The organism is Candidatus Coatesbacteria bacterium, assembly GCA_014728225.1.
In the GTDB taxonomy this organism is placed as follows: Bacteria; RBG-13-66-14; RBG-13-66-14; order RBG-13-66-14; family RBG-13-66-14; genus WJLX01.
The window spans coordinates 1-6,190 of sequence record WJLX01000023.1 but is presented as its reverse complement, the minus strand read 5'-3'; the positions used below and the strand labels follow the sequence as shown (position 1 = coordinate 6,190).

5 protein-coding genes are annotated in these 6,190 nt (G+C 65.9%); 1 reads left to right on the top strand and 4 read right to left on the bottom strand.

Going from position 1 to position 6,190, the window contains the following annotated elements; genetic code table 11:
- Positions 1–292: 292 nt before the first annotated feature.
- The 4 genes from GF399_01925 to rmuC all read right to left on the bottom strand — a co-directional run bounded on the left by GF399_01925 (position 293) and on the right by rmuC (position 4,945).
- A complete protein-coding gene (locus tag GF399_01925; GenBank protein MBD3399072.1) occupies positions 293–1,231 on the bottom strand; it encodes a pyruvate ferredoxin oxidoreductase in 939 nt (312 codons plus the stop codon).
- Between the two features lie 17 nt (positions 1,232–1,248).
- Complete coding sequence (gene porA / locus GF399_01920) at positions 1,249–2,400, bottom strand: pyruvate ferredoxin oxidoreductase (GenBank protein MBD3399071.1); 1,152 nt, start codon at positions 2,398–2,400, stop codon at positions 1,249–1,251.
- 123 nt (positions 2,401–2,523) lie between these two features.
- Complete coding sequence (locus tag GF399_01915; GenBank protein MBD3399070.1) at positions 2,524–3,465, bottom strand: 4Fe-4S dicluster domain-containing protein; 942 nt, start codon at positions 3,463–3,465, stop codon at positions 2,524–2,526.
- Positions 3,466–3,568: 103 nt separating this feature from the next.
- Entirely contained in the window at positions 3,569–4,945 is a 1,377-nt protein-coding gene (rmuC, locus tag GF399_01910; GenBank protein MBD3399069.1) for a DNA recombination protein RmuC, read from the bottom strand.
- A 228-nt stretch (positions 4,946–5,173) separates the two neighbouring features.
- Here rmuC and GF399_01905 point away from each other — a divergent pair, with 228 nt between their 5' ends.
- Positions 5,174–6,019, top strand: a complete 846-nt coding sequence (locus GF399_01905) for a methyltransferase domain-containing protein (GenBank protein MBD3399068.1) — start codon at positions 5,174–5,176, stop codon at positions 6,017–6,019.
- Positions 6,020–6,190: the final 171 nt, after the last annotated feature.

Sequence of the window (6,190 nt, the reverse complement as noted above, 5' to 3'; positions counted from 1 at the left end):
CCGCTCACGCTGGCTTCAAACGCAACTTCAGGCGCTTTATCAGAGAAGGGTCGTTCCGCTTCAAGCATCGCGACGACGAAAACACTCCCGACTACCCGCAGGATGCACTGCTCATCTGGTCCGCTCAGGTTACATGATGCCTTAACGATCCCGCCGCGGGCGGGATGAAAACCCAGCCCCTACGGGCCTTATCTAACCAGCGGCGGCCCCGTCCGGGACCGCCGTCGTCTGGCAAGAGATGCATGCTGCTCCCAGCTTCAGCGGCGGGGAGCAGCACTTATCTGTTTCTTAGCTAGGCTCCCTCGCCGCACTTGAGCAACAGCTCGTGCCAGCGGCGGTCGACCTCGTGCTGGATGGCGTCGATGATATCCTGGCGCAGGTCGGGCTTGAACAGGTGGCGGAAGCGGCCCTGAAGCATCAGCCAATCGACGACGGGCTTCTTCTCCTTGGGTTTGTAGTTCAGCTTCCACTCGCCGTCCACGACCTCGTAGAGCGGCCAGAAGCAGGTTTCGACGGCCAGTTCGGCCAGATCGAAGCTCTGGTTGGGGGCGACGCGCCAGCCGGGGATGCAGGGCGACAGGGCGTTGACGAAGCAGGGGCCCTCGGTGTAGAAGGCGGTCTTCATCTTGCGCATGAAGTCCTGGGGCTTGCTGGCCACGGCCTGGGCGACGAAGGGCAGCCGGTGGGCGGTCATGATCCCGGTCAGGTCCTTGTTGAACTGAACCTTGCCGTAGGACTCCTTGCCGGCCGGCGCCGTGGTGGTGCTGGCGGCGTGGGGGGTGGCCCCGGAGCGCTGGTAGCCCGTGTTCATGTAGGCCTCGTTGTCGTAGCACAGGTAGACCATGTCGTGCCCGCGTTCCATCGCTCCGGAGAGGCTCTGCAGACCGATGTCGTAGGTGCCGCCGTCGCCGCCGAAGGCCAGGAATTTGTAGTTGGCCTCGACGCGGTTCTTCTTCTTCAGGGCCCGGTAGGCCGTCTCGGCGCCGGAGCAGGTGGCTCCGGAGTTCTCGAAGGCGTTGTGGATGTAAGAGCAGCGCCAGGCGCTGTAGGGATAGATGGTGGTCGAGACCTCCATGCAGCCCGTGGCCGCGGTGACGACGAGCTCGTCCTCGGGCTCGAGGCTGTGCAGGGCCTGGCGCATGATCATCGTGGCGCCGCATCCGGCGCACATCCGGTGACCCCCGGCGAGGCGCTGCGGCGTGGTGGCGGCGATTTCCTTGAAGCTTGCCATGCTTGACACCTCCCGGGTTAAACGGCGGCCCCGTCGGGCACGCGCAGGTTGATGTAACCGTACTGCTCGATTTCCTTGCCGGCGGCCAGCTTCTGCAGGTCGCCGTAGAGCTGTTCGACGTGCTCGTTGTCGACGGTCTTGCCGCCCAAGCCGTAGGTCCGGCTGACGATCCCGGGTCGGGCGCCGGCGTCGTAGAGGGCCGAGCGCAGCTCGCTGTAGACCGGACCGCCCAGGGCGCCGAAGCTCTCCATGCGGTCCATCACCGCCACGGCCTTGACATGGCCCAGGGCCTCGGCCAGCTCTTCACCGGGGAAGGGCCGGAAGGTCCGCAGGAACAGACCGCCGACCTTCTCGCCGCGGCCGCGCAGCTCGTCGATCATGTACTCGACGGTGCCGCCGGTCGAGTTGAGCACCACGATCGCCGTCTCGGCGTCCTCGAGGTGATGGGTGCGGAAGTAGCCGTAGTCCCGGGTGCCGAACTCGTCACCGAACTCCCGGGAGACCTCGAGGATCACGTCGCGGGCGGCGTTCATGGCGTCGATCTGGCCGCGCTTGTGCTCGAAGTAATAGTCGGAGAAGTCCAGCGGGCCGATGGTCACCGGCAGCTCGGGATCGAGCAGGTGGTTGGTCGGATGGTAGGTGCCGATGAACTCCTGCACCTTGCCGTGGTCGTAGACGGTGACGTTCTCCATCCCGTGGGAGGTGATGAAGCCGTCCAGGCAGACCATCGTCGGCAGCAGCACGTCGGGGTGTTCGGCGATGCGGACGGCCATGATGGTGTTCTCGTAGGCCTCCTGGGCGTTGCGGCTGTAGAGCTGGATCCAGCCCGAGTCGCGGCAGGCCATCGAGTCGGAATGGTCGCACTGGATGTTGATCGGCGCCGACAGGGCCCGGTTGACCACGGGCATGACGATGGGTAGCCGGGTCGAGGCGGCGATGTAGACGATCTCGAACATCAGCGCCAGACCGTTGGCGCTGGTGGCCGTCATCGTGCGCGCCCCGGCGGCCGAGGAGCCCACGCAGGCGCTCATCGCCGAGTGCTCGCTCTCGACCAGCACCAGCTCGGTGTCCACGTCGCCGTCGGAATGGAAATCGGCGAACTTCTGCATCAGGGCCGTCTGCGGGGTAATCGGGTAGGCCGCCACCACGTCGGGGTTGATCTGCATCATGGCGTAGGCGACCGCCTGATTGCCCGTCAGGGCTAGGGTCTTCTCTGCCACGTTATCCTCCTTATCGTCGCGCCGCGCAGGCGGAGAAAGGCGCGGAAACGACGAAAGCTGAACGCTGAAAGGTTACTCGACGGTTTCCTTGGTCATGGTGATGGCGCGGACCTTGTCCGGGCAAACCTCGGCGCACAGACCGCAACCCTTGCAGTGCAAGTAGTCGTGGCCGGTGACCTTGCGCGTCTCGGCGTCGAAGGTGATCGCCGAGTCCGGACAGAAGATGAAGCAGCGGAAGCAGTGGATGCACTTGTCTTCGTGCCAGACGGGCCGGTCGGCGCGCCAGGCGCCGGTGTTGTAGTCGTCGGAGTTGCCGGCGTAGATGTGCTCGTGCTTGTCGCTGGCCACGATGACCCCGGCCCGGGGCAGCTTGGTGTAGGGCTCGGTGCCGGTCCAGCTCGAAGCCATCTCCTCACGGCCGCCCTCGCCCTTGGCCTCGGCGGCGTCGGAGACGGCCTCGGCGGCCTCGAGGATCGCCTCGACGTTGCTTTCGACGACGTCCTTGGCGAACTTCTGGCTGTAGTTGCGGCTGAAGCTGTCGGCGATCTCCCGGGAGCCCAGCAGGTCGATCAGGCTGGTCAGCGCGCCGATGGTAGGCGTGTTGGGCATCCGCCGCCCCAGGTGCTTGCGGCTGATCCTCGTGGCGTCGATAGTGAAGATGCGGTACTTGGAGCCGTTGACGATCTTCTGCCGGATCTCGGCCGGGGAGGCCTCGGTGTTGATCAGGATGATCCCGTCGTCGACCAGACCCTCGGCCACGTCGATGTTCGTCAGCAGGGTCTCGTCGAGAACGACGACGATGTCCGGGTCGGTGACCTGGGAGTAGATGATGATCGGTTCGTCGCTGATACGGTTGAAGGCCTTGATCGGTGCGCCCATGCGTTCCGAGCCGTACTCCGGGAAGGATTGGACGTACTTGCCGGACTCGAGGGCGGCGTCCGCCAGGACCTTCGAAGCGGTGACCGCGCCCTGGCCGCCGCGGGCGTGCCAGCGAATCTCCAGCATCTTGGGCATTGATGCCTCCTGGTGAGGGTACCGAAAAAAAGTGAAGCGGACGGTTCAAACCGTCCGCATTCTAACAAAACCGCCCGGTGAAGGCCAGCATGGCGGCGGCGCCTCAGGCGCCGTTCCCGTCGTAAGATTCGACGCCGGAATCGCTGTCGGCTTCGGCCTCGGCGGCGGTTCCGGCGGTGAGCTCGGCGGCCGTGGCGACGCGGCTGTGGCGGGCCAAGGGGTTCATCTCGGGCAATGGACGACTGGTGCTCGCGCTGAGCTCCTTGAGCCGCCGGGCGGAGGGCAGCAGCCGTCCCTCGACAGAGCCGACGAAGTCATCGTAGGAGGAGACGGCGCCGTTGAGCTTCTTGCCCAGATCGACGACGTGCTCGCCCATGATGCAGAGCCGGTCGTAGAGCTCACCGCCCTCCTTGGCGATCAGCTCGACGGTGTCCTTGAGCTTCTCTTCCTTCCAGCCCTGGGCCACGGCCAGCAGCAGGGAGATCAGCGTAGTCGGCGAGGCCAGCATGACGCCTTGTTTCCAGCCGGTCTCGATCAGCGTGGGATCGATGTCCAGGGCGGCGACGAAGTAGGCCTCGTTGGGCAGGAACTGGACGACGAACTCCGGGGTGTGCTCGAACATTTCGGTGTAACCCTTGCGCGAGAGCTCGTTCAGGCGATCCTTGACGGTCCGGGCGTACTCGCTCATCGCCGCCGCCCGGTCCTCGTCGGTGTCGGCTTCCAGGGCCTTGAGGTAATGGTCCCCCGAGGTCTTGGCGTCGATGACGACCACCCGCTCGTTGGGCAGGCGCACGACCATGTCCGGCCGCAGGCGGCCCTGCTCGCCGCTCACGGTGACCTGCTCGTCGAAGTCGCAGTAATCGGACATCCCGGCCAGCTCGACCAGGCGCCGCAGGGTGGTCTCGCCCCAGCGACCGCTGACCTGGGGACGCTTGAGGGCGTCCACCAGCAGGCGGGTCTGCTTGTCCAGCTTGTCCAACTGTTTGTCGACACCGCCGTAGTCGCCGATGATCTTCTGAGTCAACTGGCGGTACTGCTCCAGCTTTTCGGTCAGCGGCTTCGTCGTCCCCTTGAGCCGCTCCTCGGCGCTCTTGAGGAAGGACTCGCTGCTCTTGCCGAGGGCCTCGGCGGCCAGGGCGGTGAAGGCGTCCTTGAGCCTCTTCTCCGCCTCGTCCAGCAACCTCTTCTGCTCGGCCAGGTTGTCGCGCTCCGCCTTGAGCGTGGCCTCGGCGGCGGCTTTCTGGCGTTCCAGGGAATCCAGCCGCTCGTCCAGCTGGCGGTTCTCGCCGCTCAACTCCTGGCGGCGCTGCTCGAGCTGGGAGACCCGCTCCTCCAGCGTGACCCGCTGCTGGACGACCTCGTCGTGCTGCGCCCGACTGACGGCGTTTCCGCGACGCAGCCGCGCCAGCAGACCGGCGATGATCCCGCCGACGATGAGACCAATTATTCCACCGATGACCCAGGGCAACCATTCCATCATCAACCTCCCGCGGTGCTGTTCTTTACCGTGTCGATTCTTATCCTAACGCACCGCCCTGACGGATACGGTCGAACCGCCGGACGAATCCGGAAAAAAACCGCCCGGGCTGGAGAAGAAACGCCATATACTGCTAAACTGATATCGATCCGGCTTGCCGCCGTCAGGGGCTCGCCGCGCCAACTGCATTGTAAGACGATCACCCGCCGTTGCCAAGGGGGAACCCGCCGGATGCCCGATTATCCCGCTTCATTGGGTCTAGACGCCCAGCAGACCATCGCCCGCCGTTACGGACCCCAGCTCACCGCCGAAGCCCCCGAGCTGGAACGTCGCGAAGCCTTCGCCCGCGAGGTCCTCGGCACCGCCGAGATGGAGGGCGCCGCCCTCGAGATCGGCTGCGGCCTGGGCTTCTACACCGACGCCCTCGCCGAGCGCTTCGCCCACGTGGTGGCCCTCGACCGCTCCCAGACCCAGTGCATCATCGCCAACGCCGGCCTCTACGCCCTCGGCCGGCGCAACGTCAGCATCTACGTCGGCACCCTGCCCGCCCTGGCCGGCAACGGCGACCATGTCGTCCGCCCCCGGCCACGCAGCTTCAACCTGGTGACCAGCCTCGACGGCCTGCGCCGGCCCGAGGCCCTCGACCTGACACCCCTGGGCGAGTACGCCACCGACACCGGGATGGTACTGATGGTCTACCCGGGCTGGTGGTTCGGCTACACCAAGAACGACGACGAGCGCCGTCTCTACGAACACGGCCGCAACAACGGCTGGGACACCGCCGAGGAGCCCCAGGCCGGCCCCCTCGAACTCCTCGACAGCGGCGCCCTGGCCCCGGAGACCGTCAGCCTGCCCTATGTCGCCGCGATGAGCGGCCTGCTGGACCTCTACGATTTCAAACAGCGCCGCCCCCACCCCGACTGGAGCGCCAACCCGACCTGCGAGATCAATCTCGTCTGGCGACTCTACCACTTCAGCAGCCGCAACGGCGGCCGACCACGACCCGACGACGAGCTGCTGACCGTCGACGAGGACGCGGGAAGCGACGAGGAGCTGACCGTCGAGCCGGACCTCTAAGCACCCGCCCAAACCCAGCCGAAGAGCCCGCCCCGCGGCGGGCTCGTCTCACACCGACACCGCCGAAATCGACTGCCCCGCCGCCGGAACTGGCACGGTTTTTGCGGAAGCCGACCGTTATCATCGTTCTCAACGGTCGCTGAGGTGCAAAAACCGTGCCAGTTCCGGCGG